Genomic DNA, 16,626 nt, shown 5'->3' on the forward strand with positions numbered 1-16,626 from the left:
GTCTATTTCTGGGACGGAATGAATAATGTTAAGGTACAGGTAGCCCCAGGGCAAAGGATAACAGAACCACCAGCCCCGATAAAGGATAAATATGCATTTGGAGGATGGTATACAGATACCGCGCGAACACAAGCGATGGACTTTAACACACCTATTACACAAGGAATGCAGCTATTTGCGAAGTGGATTCCCTATGTAGATGTCTATTTCTGGGACGGAACGAATAATGTTAAGGTACAGGTAGCCCCCGGACAAAAGATAACAGAACCACCAGCCCCAGTAAAGGATAACTATACATTTGGAGGATGGTATACAGATACTGCGCGAATACAAGCGTTGGACTTTAACACACCTATTACCCAAGAGTTGCAACTATATGCGAAGTGGTCCCATATATAGATGCCTATTTCTGGGAGGAAGCTATAATGTTAAGGTAAAAGAAACATTAGTGCAAAAGGACCTAGACCAGCAGAGCCCGTGAGGGATAAAATGCATCTGGAGGATGGTACACAGATGCAAGTTAAAGAGTTTTATATTAAATTACATTGTGATACCTAAGGTAAGAACTTACTGAGTGTATTCCTATTTTTTAGAAGTATAGTTCTAGAGAAATATAAATGAGAAAGTTTGTAAACTAAAGGATGGAAGGTATTAAAACCTTTGGTGTCAAATACCACAAAAGACAAATCTCATTTTTGGCCATATGGAGGGGGCTTTATTAATCATGGGAAGGAAGATTTGTTATCTGAAATGTATATTCAAGCTTTCAACAGGACTATTAACATAAATTGAAGATGAAATCGACAGCATTTGAACTAGCGATTCACTATGGGCGAAGAAATTGATGAAGACATTCTCATTCCACGGATTCTCCACATAAGTAATCTCATCTGCCTACAATTTATCTTCAAAACCATTATTGTTACCTCTGAAATTGGCTGTGCCATCGCGGAGTACTATGGTATCACAGAATGGATACACTGACAGGTTTTAAATTTATTGGTGAAAAGATTAATGAATTTGAACAAACAGGTCAGCATACCTATTTATTTGGCTATGAGGAGAGTTATGGTTATCTGATCGGCGATTTTGTGCGTGATAAAGATGCTGCTCAGTGGCCATTTTTGCTGCCTATTATAAAGCTAAAGGAATGACCATGTATGAAGGTCTCTTAGCTATTTTTGAAAAGAATGGTTTTTATCAGGAGTCACTACAGTCGATTACCCTAAAAGGAAAAGATAGAGCGGAGCAAATTGCTAGCTTGATGGATACTTTTAGAAATGAGAGCTTAAGTGAGATAGCAGGAATAGAAGTTGCTGCAATGGAGGACTATGCCACTTCTGTAGGATTGGAAAGTAAGATTAACTTGCCGTCATCAAATGTATTGAAGTATTTTTTAGCGGATGGTTCATGGTTCTGTCTGCGTCCATCTGGAACAGAGCCTAAGGCGAAGTTTTACTTTGGTGTGAAAGGCGAATCAATGGAACACAGCCGGGAGAAGTTAGCTGCTATTCAAACTGCTGTGATGAATAAAGTGAATGATATTTTAGTAGCGAAAGTATAAACTAATTTCCTTATTATATAAGGAATTACGAATAGTTGCACCCTTGTCTGAATATGAGGCAAGGGTGTTATTTTTCTATAAGGGATAAAAAAGAATAGGAATGATTTGTTAAAGTTCTACTAAGATAGCTTAAAGTAATCAATGTATATCATCATGATGGAAAGCTTCTGTTTATTATTTTTCGGCTTAATGACTTTTCAATGTATTCTTGAAATCCACTTCCATTTGAAATCCTTGTTAATTAATCAATTAAAGACAACTCGAAAAACCCATTTTCTAATCGTACTGTTCAGAATACTAACAGCTAAATTAAACCAATTGTATGTATTTCTTCATTGCTCTTTGACCAAATTTTGATCCTTTAAGAGCTTTTATTTCTAGCATGGTAGGAACGTATTTATTGCTACTATATTCTCTATCTATTAATTTATTAAACGGAACATTAAATCTCTCTGTTCCAATCTCGTACAGATGAAGATTCACTAATCCTATCACATAATCAAATTTGTTATTAATGGCATATATCGAAATAAAATTTAAGGCCTCTAACAATTGTTTTAATGAACCCTGATATTCACTTTTAATAACAAACTTATCTAATTCCATTACTTTTTTGTTTTGAAGTATAGGAAAATGATGAAAAGGGAAATCTTCATTAACAGGAGAACAATTAAAATAATATGGATTAAATTCAAAACAACCTATATCTTCACCTGAGTTTGACCGGAAAATAAATCTTTCAATCCCTTTCGTAATATATGATTCTAATTCATATCCATTCTCAATCCATACTGGAAGCCATATATCACAGTATCTTTCTAAATCTTTTTGTGTCTGAATCTTTACAAAATCCACTAAAACCATCCCTTTATATTGTTAATAATGTAATATTTTAACATATGTAAGGAAGGTTTTATAGGTATTTTGACTGACGAAATTCTTTGTTATGAGCTTTCTCTCTGTCTATTTACCCAATTTTGTATTCTTAGGTCCATTTTAGTAACTAATTTCTTTCCAAAGGTAAAGCCAAAGATAAACAAAATGATGATAAACATCGTAAAACCATCTAGTTTTTGAAATCGAATAAAATCTAATATGCCGATCGTTAGGTGTGGTACATATCCGGTTATGATTGCAAAGGCCCCAAAAATATAAAACTGGATTTTAGATTTTAACCAGTACCTCGCATATAACATGTAAAAAGTAGTTAACCAGGCCGCCGTTTCACAAATAATTAAAATTGTCCATTTGTACTCTATTAATAATTGAATCATTGCTTTCACCACTGTGTAAAATTGAATTTAAGGATCAGACCTCTACTCAAATAATTTTTGGTGCCCCCTACCAGTATAAATAATTACCAACACCCATTAAAAAAAGTAAAATACGTATATGTGTATTTTACTATATATTCTATTTATATTCAGTCCCTCACAATTTTATTGTTGTGAGGGACTGAACCCAATTTGTTATTCATCTTTTTCATATCGAAATAAATCATCAATTAAACCCAGGTCTTCTATTTCTTTATAAAGCTCAGATCCGTCCATTCCCAGGTCTTCTATTTCTTTATAAAGCTCAGATCCGTCCATTCCCAGGGCTTGCGCAATTTTTTCGAATACCGGTAGACTTGGCAAGCTTTTCCCTGTTTCAATATTACTGATTGCTTTCCTTGTTTTCTTACAATTAAATGCCAGTTCATCCTGAGACATTTTTAAAGCACGCCTTTTCTGTACTATTAACTCTCCAATAGACGATATCTCATGTTCTTTCATGGGAAATTCCCCTTTTACCCCAATTACATAATTCGGGGGGAGGAATTCACACGTAGTAAACTACTCAAAAGTTGGTGTGAGGAAAAACACGAGAAGAACTTGTTTATCTTTCTAAATAAATGATTTGCTATTTTTGAATAAAAGAACGTTCATTTACATGTATTCCTCTATTGCTCTTACTAGTTCAGAAGCCTTTATACCAAGGCCATCAGCAATTATGAAGACGGTGCTTAATTTTGGACTTTTCATATTGTTCTCTAGCAAACTGATGTATGAAGGGTCGATGGAGCAACGGTCTGCGAGTCCCCATTGTGTTAGATTCATGTCATTTCTTAATTTCCTCAGTGGAACTCCTAAAAGAGCGATACGATGATTTTTCATTTTATTCTCCTTAAGCTAAATTAATGTATTTGTCCATTAATCGTATTCTAATTATCTATCCCGGCCTTTAATTTCTAGTCAATTTTACTAAAATTAAATGGCTTATGAGTAATTAACCGTTAAATTCAACTAAAGACGAGAAGTTATATTTGCCTTCTTTTAGCCAGGTAATTTGTTTCAGTTCTTCTGATGCTTTGAAGTATGAGAGGGGATGAGGATGGTTCCCCCTTTCGCTGGATATCTTTTTTAATTTTTGGGCGGCCTCAATCTTGTTTATAAAAAAGTTCCTCTTTAAATCGATAATAATCGAAACACCATTGCTAAGCTCAACTTCTGTTTTACAGCCAAGGGCCTTGGTTTTGACAATATGATCGGGGTTAAACCACACACAATCTTCCTGTCTTGAGGACTTATAAGGAAAAAGACAAATGCCCTTATAGGAATTGACCATGATGGGGCACATATAGCTATTGCCCAGTAAGTATTTGGAACCTTTGATGGCTCCTTTTAAATCGAATCCTATGTATTTTAATGTGTCATCTATTACCTGTATTGGTGACCTGTTTACTAATAATGTTTGTCCGCCGATCATGATTCTCGCACAAAACAACCCGTGGTGGTTATATTCACCTGTCATTAAAATGATGTCCTCATACAATAAATAAAACTGATCAAAAATCATAAAACATCTCCCTATTTGTTTTTTGAAATACTTAATATAGATTGGCGCGAACTTTTTTGTAAGCAACTTAGTTGAGGTTTACTAGATTGATACTTGTCCTTCACCTCTTTTGCTGCAGGATGTTCCCCTGGTTTTAATAGGTGTATTCAGCAATTCAATTGTTTGGAAGTAGAATTGTAAACATGGGAGTTATTTCCTCTAACATTATTTAAATATAATTAGAAACTCTTAACCATGTACTAAAGTATACAAAATTCGTCAAAGTTTGACATTTTTGTGTACAAAAATTTGGGAAGCATGGGGACGGTTCTGATGCTTCCTGTCGACAAGACTGAAAGGATTAGGATTTATCTTGATGAACTTACCATAAGTAAATAAGGTTTTTAGATGTGTGTGTGTCCTTTAAGGATTGTTGTGATTGATTGCAAAACAAAGAGATGACGGTATCTCTAACTTCTTGCCTTTGTTTAGTTGTCTTTAAAATTTGGGGAAGAAAAACATAGTATGACAAAAGGCCTGTCTTTTTCTACATATTTTAAAGGGTATTTTTTCCTAATGTCGAATAATAAAAAATAGTGTAATTTATTGCCTCTATTTTCAGTAACACGGAGATAAAACAAGTAGTATGGAGTGATGGCTAAAAAAGTAATTGGGCGTTTCTAGGAATAAGAGGAGAGGTACGTAATTAAACGTAAAAAAATTATAAGGGGTCATTATTGTATGTTAGATAATATTAACTTAGCAGGTATTGGAGATGTGTACGCCATAATATCCGCGTTTTTTGGATGGAAATTCATTTCAAGGTTACAAAGGAATTTTGTCTTTTTTACAACGATTACTGATTATTTCCTCACTAAATTTATTTTGTCTTTTTTAGTTGGATGGATAGTAGCACCTTTTTATATATTATCTTTTATCTTTAAAATGATTTTTTTGAAAAAGTCCAAGAAAAATAATGTATATAATCTCAGATAGTATAAAATTTAACAACATAGAAAAAGCGGGGAGTAACTCCCCACTTTATTCTTCTTCCTCTTCATCGTCCATAAAATGCTCCTCTCTCTTTGATTTGCTTTCCAAGGACCTCTGGCTCTAGTTCTAATCCCATTATGATATTAAGGAATTAATATACTTATCAGTAACGCACATTCCCCAAAAAGGCCTAGTCAATTTGACTGGGCTTTTTTTTGTTGGTGCACCCTGCAAGGCGATCAACAGTGAATAAGAGAATATATTTTATATGTTCAAAATACCTCTTATTGAAATCCTGTTAATTTACTACTCTCATAATGGGTAGAATTCCAATTTATGTATTAGAAAATAATACTAAAATAGGAATATAATCGTCGAAATTTATCAAAAATTAAAGTAAAATAGAAAAGGATGGATATTTTGTGGTAATAAAGTCTTGTTATATTAATGATGATAATTTCTAGATGAGGAGGTAAGTCATATGACAATTGCTATAGGAATTGATTTGGGCACGAGTAACTCGGCAACAGCTGTTTATCGTAAAGGGAGGGTAGAAAGTATCCCAATCGAAGGGAAGAAAATCCTTCCATCAGTAGTCTCTTATAGGGACAATGGGCAAACACTGGTTGGGTACACAGCGAAGTCAAGGCTGTTTATTGACCCTGAAAATAGCGTAGCCTCTTCTAAAAGAGAAATGGGGAATAAATCCAAGTTCTACTCTATTAAAGGCAAAACACTTACACCAATTGATATTGCAAGGGAGATTCTAACGAAAATCAGGGTGGAAGCAAGTGCGTATTTAGGGGAAGAAGTAAAGGAGGCCGTGATTACGATCCCTGCTTATTTTACAGAAGAACAAAGAAAAGCAACGAGGGAAGCGGGGGAATTGGCGGGTTTTAATGTTTTGCGACTACTTCCTGAACCGACAGCTGCCGCAATCGCTTATGGATTAGATAAGGAAAGAGACCAAACCATTGTTGTCTATGATCTAGGTGGTGGTACGTTTGATGTATCCATCCTTAAAGTAGAAAACAATAACTTCAGAGTGTTAGCTGTTGATGGAGATTCCAACCTCGGCGGCGATGACTTTGACGATCAAATTGTCCAATATGTCATGAATGCAAATCATATCTCCGCTTCAAGAAAAGGTGATTATAAAGGTTCCGTTGCTAGTCAGCAATTAAAAGAAGCAGCTGAGCAGGCAAAAATGGAACTCTCTGAATCTGGAATTGCCGATATCTCAATACCAGACGTTTTTGGTATACATATAGATGAGGAATTGACCATTGATACGTATAATGGCCTAATTTCACCATTAGTAAATCGGACGATTGATAAAACCTTGGATGTGATTAAAGAGGCTGGTCTAACGGTAAGGGATATCAGTCGAATTATTCTAGTAGGAGGTTCTACTAGAAATAAAACAGTCCGTGAAATGGTCACACAAAAGATTAAGCAGCCCTTTATTGCTGATAATGTGGATGAAATCGTTGCGCATGGAGCGGCCATTTTGGCTGCAAGCCTGAGTGTGCCAGATTATGATGATACCCCAGTTCCGATCGAGGTGGAAGATGTAACCGCTCACTCATTCGGGATTGATATGCTTATCGATAATCAATATGAGATTGTACACTTGATTGCAAAAAACACAAAAATCCCTTGTACAGGGGCAGAGATCGGTACAACGATCCATAAATTTCAATCCGGAATTAATTTTTCCGTATACCGTACGGAGGAGAAAATACCATTGGAGAAGGACAAAATTGGGGAATTAATCTTACCGATTAATCCCAAACCTTACCACGTTCCGGCTGTTGCCTTGTTCGAACTTGATAACGATGGAATTATTACGTTTTCAAGTGCAGAGCTAGATATGAAATCTTCGTTATTAAAAGAATACGCTCAAACACAAAAAGTAAATCTACAACAATTGCAATCTATGATTGATCGAAGAGAAATTGTACCAAAAGTAATTAAAATCGATACTAAATAAAAGGGGAAAGTACAATGACCATCGTTGAAAAGAATAGTCCATATATTTTAGGGATTGATTTAGGGACATCCAATTCCGCCGTTGCGATTTATCGAAAAGGAAAAAGTGAAATGATTCGCCTTGGGAAGGAAAACACCCTCCCTTCTGTCGTAAGCTTCCGTTCCGAAGAAGAAGTGCAAGTGGGTGAGAATGCGAAAAAACGCGTACTGATTGACCCGGAACATACTGTGTCGTTTATTAAAAGAGAAATGGGTACTGACTGGAAGCGTGGATTTTTTGGTAAGGAATATCGCCCGCAGGATGTTTCGGCTGAAATACTTAGCAAAATCAAGGAATACGTCGAAAATCAACAAGACTTTGATTTAAAAGGAACACCCAAATTTGCGGTGATCTGTGTGCCTGCAAACTTTGATGACAATAAAAAAAGGGCCACACGTGAAGCGGCAGAGTTAGCAGGGTTAGAAACCATCTATTTGTTGGAAGAACCTGTTGCTGCGGCGATTGCTTATGCAACGGAAATTGGCCGTAATCAAACGATTTTAATTTATGATCTAGGAGGCGGAACGTTCGATGTTTCGATTCTAAAAGTTGATACGGTAGCTGAAGATGAGCCAGCTAAGTTTACCGTTTTAGCCAAAGAAGGAAATCCGAACCTAGGGGGCTATGACTTCGATAAAATCTTATTGGATATGGTATGCAGGGAGTTTAAAGAAACAGCCCAGCTTGATCTTCTAGACTTAGAAGCAGATCAAGGAGTTTCTGTCAGCGATTTACTGAAAGCTCAAGAACTGGTTCGTGAAGCTTGTGAACAAGCAAAAAAGGATTTGTCTGAAGTTGAAATTGTCAACATCGAAATTCCGAATGTAATTAAAGATGAATTTGGGAAAGTCCATAATATTGATTTTGAATTGACTCGTGGACAGTTTGAAGATGCCATTAACCATTTAGTCCAAGAAACGATGAATACGGTACAGACGGCCTTAGACAATTCGAAGTTAGAAATGAAGGATATTTCGCGCATTATTTTAGTTGGAGGGTCTACGAGGGTACCTGTTATTAAAAATGAAATCAAAAAGTTCTTTAATAAAGAACCATTCTCTAATATCGATCCTGATACAGTGGTGGCTCAAGGGGCGGCCATATTTGGGGCTAATTTAGGAGTTCCAACCGATAAGCTTATCGATACAAATGAAACAGATGCAGATGATCAGCCGGAGACAAAAATTGAAATGAATAACATCGTTACCCATCACCTAGGAATTGAAGTGCGGGGAGGGCGTTTCAATCAAGTGATTGAAAAAGGGTTAGAACTCACGGAGGAACAACCGACTGTCTCAAATGAAAAAGTCTATACGAATTCAGAGGATAATATGACCTCGATGCGGATCACCGTCTTCCAAACACCTGAATTGGTTGATTACGTATCAGATTCACAGTGTGTGTGCATTGGTGAATTTTTCCTTAATGATATTCCTGCGGCAGCTAAGGGAACGCATCGGATTGTCGTTAAATTTGAAGTGAATCAGCAAAACGAAGTAATTGTCACGGCCACACTGCAAGGAGAAGAGGGAGTTTCAAGTCAAATAACGATTAAAAGAGACTAGGAGTAGTGGAGATGGAGAAATCAGAACTCATTAGCAAGTTTAATAGGTTAGAAGATGAATACAAAGTAAAGCGCACATTATTAGATAAGTGGAAAGCTGACTTCGAGGAGCTTTCTCAGATGATTGATCATTTATCTGCAGATTTCGACCGAAAACACAGTGAAATGACGATTATAGAAGATTTACCTTTCGAATTAAAGGAAAAGCTTGAAAACCGGCATGAGGGCGTACGTTTATCTGTCAAAACGGCTAGCAGACTGCAGCGTAAACTAAACATCGAAAAGCCGATTGAAGAGGGTATTTCTGAATTTATCTTCTGGGAAGGCATAAGTGGTGCTCAAGAAAGAGAAATCAGTTTAGAAGGCAATGAGCTAAGCCATGAAACGGAACAAAGCCCTGAAGAATCCATAATGCACCTCGAGGAAGTTTTAAAACAGAACGAAGAGACGCTTGAGCGGCTAAAGAATGCGATTGAATCAGCTGAAAAAAGATTTGTCACTTTTATTGAGAGAGCGCTAGCCCCTGTACTGGATGGATTATATAGCGGGGATATGTATGCCAAGGATTTGATCGTTGAAGTAACAAACTCCTATCCTGACCATAGCCCATATGTAACGGAGTGGTTAACGGTATATACCATCTTAATGTCTGGCATTAAAAAGATCCTCGATCAGTTTTCCGTCGGATTGTTAATTCCGGAAACGGGACAGTTTTTTAATGAGCGTGAACATGAACCACTTGTCATCGTTGAAGATCCTTCCATGGAAAATGAACAAATCAAGGAAGTTATCCGTTATGGGTATGTTTATCTAGGCGTCATTTATAACCAAGAAGGTTTTATCATTCGTCCTGCTCAGGTGTCGGTGGTAAAGAATGCAAATCCTATGGTTACGGATGAGTCTGAGAGTGAATTGAATCTAGAAGTTGAAGCATTAGAAGAACCTGCTGCTGAAAGAGATCAAGTGGAAACTTCATCAGAGATAGAGGTGAAATAAACGTTGCGAGTCGATAATGAAAAAAAACCAGCTTTAGGAATTGACCTTGGTACCACCTATTCAGCGATTGCAAGATGGACGGAAAAGGGTCCGAGAGTCTACCAAAATCCAAAACGGGAATATACCTGGGCTTCAGTCGCTTATTTTGATGAAAGACAGGGGATTCTTGTCGGTAACTTTGCCGCACAGAAAGCATTGATTAACCCTGAAAATGCGGTGATTGGCGTAAAAAGAATGATGGACGATGGTCATCAAAAAATTGCTTTAGGCGGGAAGACCTATACACCGATTGAAATCTCTTCCTTAATTTTAAAGGATGTATATGAGTACGCAGAGAAGACCACCCCTGGATTTAATCCAACAGGTGTTGTCGTAACGGTCCCGTATTACTTCACGGCCCTTCAATGCAGTAATACGTCAGAAGCTGCAAGAATGGCAGGATTGAATGTATTGGGCATTATTCAGGAACCAATCGCCGCTGCTTTGGCGTACGGCATACATGAGGAAGAAACCCTAAAAGATGAAATTATTATGGTATTTGACTTGGGCGGGGGGACTTTCGATTTAACGATTTTTAAGCTGATCAACCGGTCAGATAAATTAGTGTTTGAAGTGCTGGCGACAGGGGGCGATGACCGGCTGGGTGGACTTGATTTTGATAAAGAGTTTGGAGAGTTCATCAAGAGAAAAGCAAAACTCAATCTCGCTGGGCTGCCGCAAACAGAATTGGCAAAAGCGGAAGCAAAGATATTAGAAGCAGCAAAGGAAGCGAAAGAGACTCTTTCCTCGATTGATTTTCACGAAATAATTATCCCTAACGTGGTAAGTGGTCAACATATAGAATTAGAGATTACGAGAGAAGATTTCGAAGACTGTATTGATCATTATTTCACCAAAATGGATACCATTATCGATGATGTTCTTGAAAAAGCATCCCTTTCCCATCATGACGTGGACCGTGTGATCAAAGTAGGGGGTTCAAGCCGGATTCCTAAGGTTGATCAATTATTAGCTGACAAAATTGGCGAAGGAAAGATCTTTGGAAATATTGATCCTGATTTATGTGTGGCTGAAGGTGCCTCTGTCTATGCAGCCTTTTTAGATGAAAGATTAGAATGGTCTAAAGAGATAGAAATTAAGACGGCTACTGCTCATGCCCTCGGAATTGGATTAGGAGATGGAAGGTTCAGTGTTTTAATACCTAGTAATCGCCGTACCCCGTGTGAAGCGTCAAAAATCTTTACGACCAATGTAGATTATTGTGATGAGATTGATATTGATGTGTACCAAGGGTCTTCACGGTATGTTAGTCATAATAGAAAAATCGGAACCATCAATGTTTCAGGACTTGTGAAACGGCCGAAGGGTGAGTTGGATATTCATGTTACCTTCCGGATCAATCAACAGCAAACCGTCTCGGTCACGGTGGTACAAAAGGAAAGCAAAATCAGAAAAATTGAAAGTGTAAAACTAGCTTAATTTATAGGACCATTGGTGGGGATGAAAAAATGATAATTGCACCGTTACAGCAGCAAAAGAAACTATATGAAGATACCAATCTTTCCGTTTATGAAGTAAGCAGTGAGGAATCTAACAAACCTCAAATGATGAGATTGTTTCGTGGGGTGACGTTATCTGAAGAAAAGCTGGATTTGTGGTTTTCGAATTACGATGATTACCAAATGACTGTTACAAATTATAAAAATCTTCCAAGAGTCATCTCTGTTAACTATGAAAATGACAATCAAGCTTATGCTTTATTAGAATTCGAAAAAGGCCGATCATTAGCTGAAAAAGCTGCAATGAGTAATGACGAGTTAGAGCAGCTCTTGGAGGCGGTTGACCATTTGCATCGGAAAAATTTTGTCCATGGTTCTATTAAAGCAGAAAATATTTGGATTACGGACCAAGGGAAAGTATTATTATTCGGTGCTGGTGAATGGAAGGCATTTGGCCTTCCTTTTTCCAACAAAGAAAAGGATGTAGAGCAGCTTGCTGATGTGGTTAAAAAATACGCTCTCATACATAAGGAAAGACTGCTCCGTCTACAAAAAGGAGTGCAGTCATTAAACCAATTAAGGGATATTATATTTTCGGATGAAACGGGCGAACGGGTAAAAGGAACCGTGATTGAAAAAAATTTAAAAGGCAGTTTAGTGGAAAAGCCTTATGAAGAGTCTACGGAAAAGAACCTTAAACCAAACGATCAAAAATTAAAACAAAAAATTAATCAAATCAATAATCAAACAAAGAACCATCATGTCAATGAGCAGGCTTTTTCACTTGATCATAATAAATTTGCAGGATTCTGGAAACGTTTCTTGGCATACTTCATTGATAGTTTGATTTTGTATATTCCTTTGTATATGGTGTTTGGTGAGTATGCGTTTATCTTTAACTTATTGTTTTCCTGGATTTACTTTGCTTGGATGGAAAGCTCGAAGCTGCAGGCTACTTTAGGTAAAAAGGTGTTTGGTTTAAAAGTAATTAATCAAAGTGGTCGGAAAATAACTTTCAAAAGGGCTGTAGGACGTTATTTTGCCAAATACATTTCAGCATTGACTTTAGGAATCGGTTATTTAATGGCTGCCTTTACAAAGAGGAAACAAGGACTGCACGATAAAATAGCAAATACTTTCATCATTTCAGTAAGATAGTAAGAGAAATGAAAACTTGTCTCTCCAAGGGAGTTATCGCCTTGGAATAGATAAGTTTTTTCATAAAAGGGGAATTTGGTTGATAGGAAGCATGGGGACGGTTCTCATGCTTCTTAACAAAGTTTTTATTGATAACCATGGATTCATAACCAGCAACAATCTTTTTTAGTAACTATTGTACAAAAAGAGAGTAATTAAATTAGGCTTGGTGATATTATATGAAAATTGAAGGTTATGAGATTAGACGGGAGTTATTTTCTACAAGATCCGGTTTGAAGGTATTTGAGGTAAAGGAAATACAAAGCGGTGAAATAAAACTACTTCGTTTAGCTGACTTTTCCAAAAAAGCTTCTAGAGATCAGCAGGATCAGTGGTATGAATTGTATGATCAGTACCAAATGAAGATTACCAATTTTAAGCATCTTCCTCGTGTGTCGATCATTAATTCGTTAGACGAACATCGCCTTTATTCCATTTTGGATTGTGAGGAAGGGAATCTCTTAAAGACCGAAGGGGAGTTAGGCGCCGATGAGGTAAGTCAATTAATCGACGCGGTTAGTCATCTTCATCGTAAGAAGCTTAGCCATGGATCTATTAAAGCAGAAAATATTTGGCTTACAAACCAAGGACGGGTCATTCTTTATGGAGCTGGGGAAATAAAGGTAACTGATAAAAAAGGTGCAAGCTTTTCCTCTGATATTGAACAATTGTCCATTGTGATCCAGAACTACTCATCGTTAAGTGGAGTTTTACTAGACCAACTTAGGAATGAACAACCTATGACGATTGATGAGCTTGAGATGTTGATTGCTAATGGGGGAATCCAAGAGAACAATCAAAAGAGAGCGGGATTAGTTGAAAAAGAAACCGTTCCTACCCCGACGCCAATATTTGAAAAAAAGACCAAGCCTTCTCCAAAGGATGACCATAAAGGATCTCCTAATGAACGTAAGAAGGAAGTGTCCCCGGAGAACAAAGAAAATCATGATCGCAAAAAAGTAGAACAGCAGGAGAAAAGAGAGGAACATCAAAGAAACAAGAGGGAAACGAACTGGGGAACCTGGGTCAAAAGATTAGGAATCGGGGTATTGGGAGTTCTGGCTTTATTGTTTGTGATTAGCCAATTCGAAAAACCAAACTCTTCAAATGAAACTCCAGCCCCTGTAGAGGCCAAACAGGTCGTTAAAGAAACGACTGAAAATGTTAGTGCTAATCAGGTTGTTCCACAAGCAAATAATCAGGAATCAGAAACACCTTCTGTTACAAAAGAGGAAGTAGAAAATTTAATGGGCGACTATCTAGAGGCAAGTATAAAAGCCGTTAATCAGAGGGATTTTTCCATAGTAGAATCATTTATTGACCCAAATGGCAAAAGGTTTGCAGAACAGAGGGATTATAACAAGTATCTTGGAGAAAAGAATATAACCGAAGAACTCTTAAATTACAAGGTAAATGATATTACTAAAATTGATTCCACAACATTTACGGTTAAAACATATGAAGAATATAATATTACTTTTGGCGATGGCTCTCAAAAAATAAAGACCTTTAATAGTACAACACGTGTAAAGGTTTTAGCTGAGGGGCAGCTGGCAGTAAATGAATTGTTAAATTTACAAGAAAATAAGGATACCTCGACGGAAGATACAGCGGTCGAACCAGGGGATTATATTCTTCCAAACAGTGATACCACAATATTAACAGAGGCGGACATAGCCAATTTGACTCCTGAACAGTTGCGATTAGCAAGAAATGAGATTTTTGCACGCCATGGTTACGAGTTTAAATCGGTGGATTTACAAAACTACTTTTCTCAAAAATCATGGTATTCCCCTGATCCTTTATTTTCTGAATCTATGATCAGTGATATTGAAAAACAGAATGCGGAATTAATTCTGAGTAAAGAGAGGAACTAAAAGTGAGGTACAGGATAGAAAAAAGAGGCTTTTTTGTATTGCTACTCCTGGCGCTGATTGCTGCATCCTTCTATTTCTATTCTTTAGGGACAAAAGGATTATTGAATCAAGAACAATCCGAGGTGGATGTAGTAAAAGAAGGAAAAGTGAAGTCTGAATCGGCTAAGGGACAAGAATCTGTATCCTCAAAAAAGAATGTAGAGAACAAGGAATCAGTGGTCTTCCATAAAGGAAATGACTTAGGAAATAACAAGAAACCAGAGAAGCCCCTTGATACCTCAAAAACAGAAGTGGAACCGGTTAAGCAGAAGGAGGCTAGTCCAGTTTCCGATACTTCAGGTAGTAAAACTCCTATATTGACTTCGGAGCAATCAAAGGCGGCATATAATAATTTTTCGGTTGTGATTGATCCTGGCCACCAACAAAAGGCTAATTTAGAAAAGGAGCCTGTAGGACCGGGTTCCTCAGAAACAAAGGTCAAGGTTACTGGAGGAACTTCAGGGATAGTCACTGGAAAGCCGGAGTATGTTTTGGCACTGGAGGCCTCTCTTATTTTGGGAGATTTGTTGGAAAAAAGAGGAGTTAAGGTTATTTATACAAGGAGCACTCATAATGTTAATTTAAGTAATCGGGAAAGAGCGGAGATCGCCAATCAACAAAAAGCAGATTTATTTATTCGGATCCATGCAGATGGTTCCACGGATCGGAATGTTAGGGGTCTTTCCATTTTAACCCCTGCTGAAAACGATCCCTATACAAAAGCAATATACCAAGATAGTTTACGGGCGTCTCAGGATATTTTAGATGAAACCAAGAAAAACGCTGCATTAAAGGTAAATGGATTATCATACAGGGGAGATTTATCGGGCTTTAATTGGTCTAAGGTTCCAGCCACTTTGGTGGAAATGGGGTTCATGAGTAACCCAACTGAAGATAAAAACTTGTCAGATCCTGTATATCTGACTAACCTTTTAACGAATGTTGCAGATGGAATCATACGGTATGCTGATTATAAGAAATAGTGAAGGTACAGATTGTTTGTAGCTCATGGGGACAGACCTGACACCAGTTATTGAAACAGGAATAGTCGAAGATTCGAATAATAGGAATATGAAGTAATATTTTATTATTATTTTTTCTGTAGAAGATTGTCCTTAAAACGGCGTCCTCATCCTATTAATAAAATTGATCAATATTCATGAAACATCTCCCGATTTGTTTTTTTTGAAAAACTTAAATTAGATTTGCTCGAAGTTGTATTGGAGAATGCACCTATACTACCAGGTGATGAACCTGCGGCAAATGAGTTACGGTTTTGAAACACACTTTCACTGATGTGACTAAGGTCATTATTTCTTTTGTTAGTCGCAGTTTTTTTAATTTACGGAATATTATTGAAATAGGCAAAATGATGTAATAATATAAATGAGTAAAATAATGGAAAAACAGAAGGGAGAGTATTTTTAGGTAGATACATAATCAATGCGGAGGTAGTGCGATGAGGGGATATAAAAGTTTAGTAGTAATGCTGTTATTTATTTTAGGAACTTTTTCTTTAACTGTTGTTAAGCCATATTCTGCAAATGCAGCCAGTATAACCACCCTTTCCTCTGGTGTGGCGGTAAACGGGGCATTAACACTGAATGGTTTAAATGCTTATCAGTTTACAACCAATAAGGATGGGGAAGCGTATATAGCTCTGGATCAGACCACAGGCGGATTTAGAATGTCTTTATATGATGCGAATGGAAATTATATAAATGACAGAGTTAGTTATACAGCTGGCGATGATACGTTCCTCTATTTAAAACTCAAACAGGGAACGTATAATGTTAAGATATCTTCATATAATTGGAACGGGATAAGTAATGCTACTTATCGTTTGAAAGCAACCTTTCCTGGTATCATTACTAGGGATCCTGTTACTTTCGAACCTAATGATACAATTGAAACGGCCATGTCTATGATTTCAGGGAAAACATATACTTCTGAAAGCTCGTCGATTATTGATCAAGATTTATATCAATTTACAACGAATAAGGACGGAGAAGCATATATTGCTCTTGATCAGACCACAGGCGGATTTA

The 16,626-nt window shown here is 37.1% G+C and carries 13 protein-coding genes and 2 pseudogenes; 10 read left to right on the forward strand and 5 right to left on the reverse strand.

Annotation, left to right across the window (positions count from 1 at the left end; all coding sequences use genetic code 11):
- A partial coding sequence (locus V7077_RS23900; protein WP_335506607.1) for an InlB B-repeat-containing protein occupies positions 1 to 399 on the forward strand: 399 nt, incomplete at its 5' end.
- A 504-nt stretch (positions 400 to 903) separates the two neighbouring features.
- Positions 904 to 1,564 (forward strand): annotated as a pseudogene (locus tag V7077_RS23905) (phospho-sugar mutase); the annotation flags it as partial.
- A 309-nt stretch (positions 1,565 to 1,873) separates the two neighbouring features.
- Here V7077_RS23905 and V7077_RS23910 read toward each other — a convergent pair.
- The 5 genes from V7077_RS23910 to V7077_RS23930 all read right to left on the reverse strand — a co-directional run bounded on the left by V7077_RS23910 (position 1,874) and on the right by V7077_RS23930 (position 4,402).
- A complete protein-coding gene (locus tag V7077_RS23910) occupies positions 1,874 to 2,419 on the reverse strand; it encodes a hypothetical protein (RefSeq protein ID WP_335506609.1) in 546 nt (181 codons plus the stop codon).
- Positions 2,420 to 2,508: 89 nt separating this feature from the next.
- A complete protein-coding gene (locus tag V7077_RS23915) occupies positions 2,509 to 2,838 on the reverse strand; it encodes a hypothetical protein (RefSeq protein ID WP_335506611.1) in 330 nt (109 codons plus the stop codon).
- 195 nt (positions 2,839 to 3,033) lie between these two features.
- Positions 3,034 to 3,339 (reverse strand): helix-turn-helix domain-containing protein, encoded by a 306-nt coding sequence (locus V7077_RS23920; RefSeq protein ID WP_335506613.1) that lies wholly within the window; start codon positions 3,337 to 3,339, stop codon positions 3,034 to 3,036.
- Between the two features lie 153 nt (positions 3,340 to 3,492).
- Positions 3,493 to 3,720: a helix-turn-helix domain-containing protein gene (locus V7077_RS23925; RefSeq protein WP_335506615.1), complete on the reverse strand. Its 228-nt coding sequence runs from the start codon at positions 3,718 to 3,720 to the stop codon at positions 3,493 to 3,495.
- A gap of 112 nt (positions 3,721 to 3,832) precedes the next feature.
- Positions 3,833 to 4,402 (reverse strand): competence protein ComK, encoded by a 570-nt coding sequence (locus V7077_RS23930; protein WP_335506617.1) that lies wholly within the window; start codon positions 4,400 to 4,402, stop codon positions 3,833 to 3,835.
- A 1,453-nt stretch (positions 4,403 to 5,855) separates the two neighbouring features.
- Here V7077_RS23930 and V7077_RS23935 point away from each other — a divergent pair.
- From V7077_RS23935 to V7077_RS23970, 8 genes and pseudogenes are all read left to right on the forward strand, one after another.
- Complete coding sequence (locus V7077_RS23935) at positions 5,856 to 7,367, forward strand: Hsp70 family protein (RefSeq protein ID WP_335506619.1); 1,512 nt, start codon at positions 5,856 to 5,858, stop codon at positions 7,365 to 7,367.
- A 14-nt stretch (positions 7,368 to 7,381) separates the two neighbouring features.
- Positions 7,382 to 8,971, forward strand: coding sequence for an Hsp70 family protein (locus tag V7077_RS23940; RefSeq protein WP_335506621.1), 1,590 nt, complete (start codon positions 7,382 to 7,384; stop codon positions 8,969 to 8,971).
- Between the two features lie 11 nt (positions 8,972 to 8,982).
- Positions 8,983 to 9,966 (forward strand): nucleotide exchange factor GrpE, encoded by a 984-nt coding sequence (grpE, locus tag V7077_RS23945; protein ID WP_335506623.1) that lies wholly within the window; start codon positions 8,983 to 8,985, stop codon positions 9,964 to 9,966.
- A 3-nt stretch (positions 9,967 to 9,969) separates the two neighbouring features.
- Positions 9,970 to 11,445: an Hsp70 family protein gene (locus tag V7077_RS23950; RefSeq protein WP_335506624.1), complete on the forward strand. Its 1,476-nt coding sequence runs from the start codon at positions 9,970 to 9,972 to the stop codon at positions 11,443 to 11,445.
- A gap of 29 nt (positions 11,446 to 11,474) precedes the next feature.
- A complete protein-coding gene (locus tag V7077_RS23955; RefSeq protein ID WP_335506626.1) occupies positions 11,475 to 12,623 on the forward strand; it encodes an RDD family protein in 1,149 nt (382 codons plus the stop codon).
- Between the two features lie 218 nt (positions 12,624 to 12,841).
- Positions 12,842 to 14,539: a TcaA NTF2-like domain-containing protein gene (locus tag V7077_RS23960; protein WP_335506628.1), complete on the forward strand. Its 1,698-nt coding sequence runs from the start codon at positions 12,842 to 12,844 to the stop codon at positions 14,537 to 14,539.
- 2 nt (positions 14,540 to 14,541) lie between these two features.
- Positions 14,542 to 15,561: an N-acetylmuramoyl-L-alanine amidase gene (locus tag V7077_RS23965; RefSeq protein ID WP_335506630.1), complete on the forward strand. Its 1,020-nt coding sequence runs from the start codon at positions 14,542 to 14,544 to the stop codon at positions 15,559 to 15,561.
- Between the two features lie 476 nt (positions 15,562 to 16,037).
- Positions 16,038 to 16,626: pseudogene (locus V7077_RS23970) on the forward strand (hypothetical protein); the annotation flags it as partial.

It is taken from the genome of Neobacillus vireti (assembly GCF_036962465.1).
Classification (GTDB): Bacteria; Bacillota; Bacilli; order Bacillales; family Cytobacillaceae; genus Neobacillus; species Neobacillus vireti_B.

What these genes read in the sequence shown, in the direction of transcription:
- V7077_RS23935 (WP_335506619.1), top strand. Translation starts at nt 5,856, where the DNA reads ATGACAATTGCTATAGGAATTGATTTGGGCACGAGTAACTCGGCAACA.
- V7077_RS23960 (WP_335506628.1), top strand. Translation starts at nt 12,842, where the DNA reads ATGAAAATTGAAGGTTATGAGATTAGACGGGAGTTATTTTCTACAAGA.
- grpE (WP_335506623.1), top strand. Translation starts at nt 8,983, where the DNA reads ATGGAGAAATCAGAACTCATTAGCAAGTTTAATAGGTTAGAAGATGAA.
- V7077_RS23915 (WP_335506611.1), bottom strand. Translation starts at nt 2,838, where the DNA reads ATGATTCAATTATTAATAGAGTACAAATGGACAATTTTAATTATTTGT.
- V7077_RS23930 (WP_335506617.1), bottom strand. Translation starts at nt 4,402, where the DNA reads ATGATTTTTGATCAGTTTTATTTATTGTATGAGGACATCATTTTAATG.
- V7077_RS23920 (WP_335506613.1), bottom strand. Translation starts at nt 3,339, where the DNA reads ATGAAAGAACATGAGATATCGTCTATTGGAGAGTTAATAGTACAGAAA.
- V7077_RS23955 (WP_335506626.1), top strand. Translation starts at nt 11,475, where the DNA reads ATGATAATTGCACCGTTACAGCAGCAAAAGAAACTATATGAAGATACC.
- V7077_RS23940 (WP_335506621.1), top strand. Translation starts at nt 7,382, where the DNA reads ATGACCATCGTTGAAAAGAATAGTCCATATATTTTAGGGATTGATTTA.
- V7077_RS23925 (WP_335506615.1), bottom strand. Translation starts at nt 3,720, where the DNA reads ATGAAAAATCATCGTATCGCTCTTTTAGGAGTTCCACTGAGGAAATTA.